The organism is Granulicella aggregans, from assembly GCF_014203275.1.
In the GTDB taxonomy this organism is placed as follows: Bacteria; Acidobacteriota; Terriglobia; order Terriglobales; family Acidobacteriaceae; genus Edaphobacter.
Genome location: NZ_JACHIP010000065.1, coordinates 1 through 3,095, shown reverse-complemented (window position 1 = coordinate 3,095; position 3,095 = coordinate 1). Strand labels below are relative to the sequence as shown.

The window sequence follows — 3,095 nt, the reverse complement described above, 5'->3', positions numbered from 1 at the left end:
CGCAAGCGCTCCAGAGCCCGGTAATAGTGGTGCTTAACGTTGCCGAGTGTTTGCCCGCTCTTCTCAGAGATTTCGCGAAGTGTATACCCCTCGAAGAGGTGCAACTCCAATGTTTGCTGTTGATCTATCGTAAGTTGCTCTCTCAGGCTTTCCCGAATTGCTTTTCCGTCAAGAGCTGCGGGAGTCGAATGCACTGCCCTCGCAGGGGTACGCCGCTCGTCAAACTCTTCTGAGGTGTAGTGCTGCCGAACGTTTAGATAGCGACGCCGGTCGATCGCACGGTGGTACGTAACTTGTCGAATCCAGGACGCGCCTGAGCCTTTCTCGGGGTCAAAGAGCTCCGCCCGTTCCACGATATAGAGAAAGACTTCTTGGCGGAGATCGTCGGCCTCCGATTCGTCCCGAAGGATTCTATGAGCAACGTGAAACACAGCACGGGCATGCCGGCGGAAGAGAAGGCCTATGGCTTCTCTCGATCCCAAGCCAACCTGCGAAAGTAGTTGCTCGTCAGTGGGCTCGAATTCGGAAAAGCGATCCCCTGCTTCCTCACATGTCCGGTTCCGCTGGTCCGCCGCATCGCCTGCGGCATTGGCGTCGACTGCTCCATTCGGAAAGTATATGGCGGCTTCGGAACTCATAGAGCCTCAGTCAGCTGAAGTTTGGATGTCGCACCTCAATGTAAGCCATAGCTTACTACGTAAGCCGCAGCATACAGCCATCCTTGAGGCATGGCAACCGACATTTGCGTGAAGATCGGACGACGCATTCGCGTCCTGCGAACCGAACGCGGTTGGTCTCAGGCAATGTTGGCCGATCATGCCGACCTCACCCGTGAACATTTATCAGAGTTGGAGAATGGGAACAAAGAAATTGGGGCACGAACATTGGAGAGAATTGCCAAAGCGCTTGGGCTCAAGCTGGCACAGTTCTTCGAGGGCTTTTGATGCAGAGGAGCTGGACGCATGCGGACGGGCACCTTCCCCGAAGGGCGTTCTGGGCTGCAACCCTCTTGCTTGCACCTAAACCGCGCCCGGCCTTTATTCAGTGCGAATATGTGGTGACCCCTTCCGTGAGTTTGGCACCTCGTGCACCACATACTCGCCGGTCAGAACGATGGGGGGCGTCAGGCAGCGGCATCCCGGCGGAGCAAGGTCTCAGCGAAGCACATCCAGATGCTCAAGCGATGGATGCACAACCCCCTTCTTTTTGCCTCCATCGCCCGCCGCTACAAGACGGGGGAAACGGTTATCCGTTGGGTTGGTGCGGCGTACAAATCGTGCCCTTGGCTTCAGCCGAGCGGCGTGGGACGCCATCAAATTGACACGGACACCCTCTCCTAAGACGTCCACGACCGTGATCCGAAGGATCTCTACTGATGCGCGCTCGATACAGAAGAGCGGCAGCATCACCCTCTTTTTGAGCCGCCTCCAATCTCTGACTGCGTTGCAAGCCTGATTCATCTTGGCCATTATTCGTCGGCGTATTAAATTTTCATGTGAGGCAAGGGTCATCGTCGAATACCTCTATGCGCAGTCCAACCTTAGGCAATCCGTCTTAGAACGAGGGCACCGCGCTCTAAACATCACTCGTTGGCGTGGCCAGTCAGAATCGGCCAACCCACAACATGGGCCAACAAGGACGCAATTTCAGGCGCCTGATTCCAATTCGGCGAAGTTGTTAGAGGATGTGCCTGTAAGCGCCTGATTCTAGGGCTCCTGAGGTAGGAATCGAACCTACAACCCTTCGGCTAACAGCTAGGGATTTGCTCATTTCATGGTTGCTCAACGATGCCACATGTTACTCATTTCGAAGCAGTTATATCATTCGTCAAGCGAGGCTCGACTGTGGGGATTGCTCGCCATTACCCGCCATTTTGAAACAGAGTACCCACAAAATCCCCCACAGTCTTCTGGGCTCACATTCGGCCTAGTTGTAGGGTCAGACTTCAGTTCATCCTGGCCGAACTTCTGGTCAAATGAAGGTCCGAATCGCGTGGCACAAAACATGCAGATACGTGCTACATTCATGAAAGAGGTGCCCTATGGCAGAAGCGGTCGCAATCCGAACTTTTAAGCGAATCAAGCCTTCTTCAACAGCGGTCACCAGCAGCCGCTTTGGAGACGCTCTATCGATCGCCGAAGAGCAGGGATTGCTTAGCGGAGGTCGCACACTCACGCTTCGCGGTCGCATGCCTTCCCTGCTGGTCGAACAGGCGAAGAGAAAGACAGGCATTCAGTCGGACTCGAAGCTGTTAGAAACCGCGCTCGCTCATATCGTCGCGGCGGATGATTATGCCGAATGGCTTCTCGCGCAGCGCGGGACAATCAGTAAGGATCTTGATCTTGAGTTCTAGGTCTGCGCTCGAACAGTCACTTCGACGCCTCAAACCGGAGAAGCATCTGAAGGCACTGACTTACCGAAATCGTACCAAGCTGCCGTTCCTGGTTGACCTCAAGCCGCCTTTCCCCAAGCTGCTTCTTGACACGACAGTCTACATCGACACTCTGCAGGGAAAGATCCCGGACGGGGTTACGATTGCCCTCCGGGCCGGCAGCCTATGGCACTCCTCCGTGACGGAAGCAGAGCTGGCTGCACTATCCGGCCTTCTCAACCCTACTCGCTCTGACACAGAGAACGTAGTGGCGAGAATTGGTGAGACCATTGGACAGCGCCCTGCCCACCGTACGCTTACTCCAGACCGCGAAATCTGGCGCGAAGCGGGCATCCTTGCGGGACTCCTGGCCCGGTTGCAGAGCTACGGGAGTGGCGAACTACGCAAAGCCCTCAACGACGCCCTGATCTTTCTCACTGCTTCGAAACATGGATGCACGGTGATCACCCGAAACATCAGAGATTTTGACTTGCTCAACCAGTTGTATCCGAGCGGATACGTTATCTTCTACGACACTCAATGGTAGACAGTTCATGGGCTGACGATGGCTGGCTTCCCTTACAGATCTGGGTTCAACGAGCATATCAGCGACTTAGCACTAGATCTGGCCTAGAAGCGGTCTCATAAACGTCTGAGCAGCATATGGACGCAAGCGAGTTGGACGAAGCCGAGGAAGTTTTCGATGTGGAACTCCCATCGGGTG

The 3,095-nt window shown here is 55.1% G+C and carries 4 protein-coding genes; 3 read left to right on the top strand and 1 reads right to left on the bottom strand.

Annotation, left to right across the window (positions count from 1 at the left end):
- Positions 1 to 638, bottom strand: a 638-nt coding sequence (locus tag HDF16_RS30000) for an RNA polymerase sigma factor (protein WP_184224616.1), incomplete at its 3' end; no start/stop codon positions are given.
- Positions 639 to 728: 90 nt separating this feature from the next.
- On the opposite strand from HDF16_RS30000, the gene HDF16_RS29995 reads away from it, so the two are divergent.
- The 3 genes from HDF16_RS29995 (at position 729) to HDF16_RS29985 (ending at position 2,918) form a co-directional block, all read left to right on the top strand.
- Positions 729 to 944, top strand: coding sequence for a helix-turn-helix domain-containing protein (locus tag HDF16_RS29995; protein ID WP_184224614.1), 216 nt, complete (start codon positions 729 to 731; stop codon positions 942 to 944).
- A 1,097-nt stretch (positions 945 to 2,041) separates the two neighbouring features.
- The gene (locus HDF16_RS29990) at positions 2,042 to 2,353 is read left to right on the top strand and encodes a hypothetical protein (protein ID WP_184224612.1); all 312 of its coding nucleotides are present in this window, start codon (positions 2,042 to 2,044) and stop codon (positions 2,351 to 2,353) included.
- Entirely contained in the window at positions 2,343 to 2,918 is a 576-nt protein-coding gene (locus HDF16_RS29985; RefSeq protein WP_184224610.1) for a type II toxin-antitoxin system VapC family toxin, read from the top strand. The genes HDF16_RS29990 and HDF16_RS29985 overlap by 11 nt, the downstream gene beginning before the upstream one ends.
- The last annotated feature ends 177 nt before the right edge of the window (positions 2,919 to 3,095 follow it).

Excerpts from the sequence above, each read along its gene's own strand:
- HDF16_RS29995 (WP_184224614.1), top strand. The coding sequence starts at position 729 with ATGGCAACCGACATTTGCGTGAAGATCGGACGACGCATTCGCGTCCTG.
- HDF16_RS29990 (WP_184224612.1), top strand. The coding sequence starts at position 2,042 with ATGGCAGAAGCGGTCGCAATCCGAACTTTTAAGCGAATCAAGCCTTCT.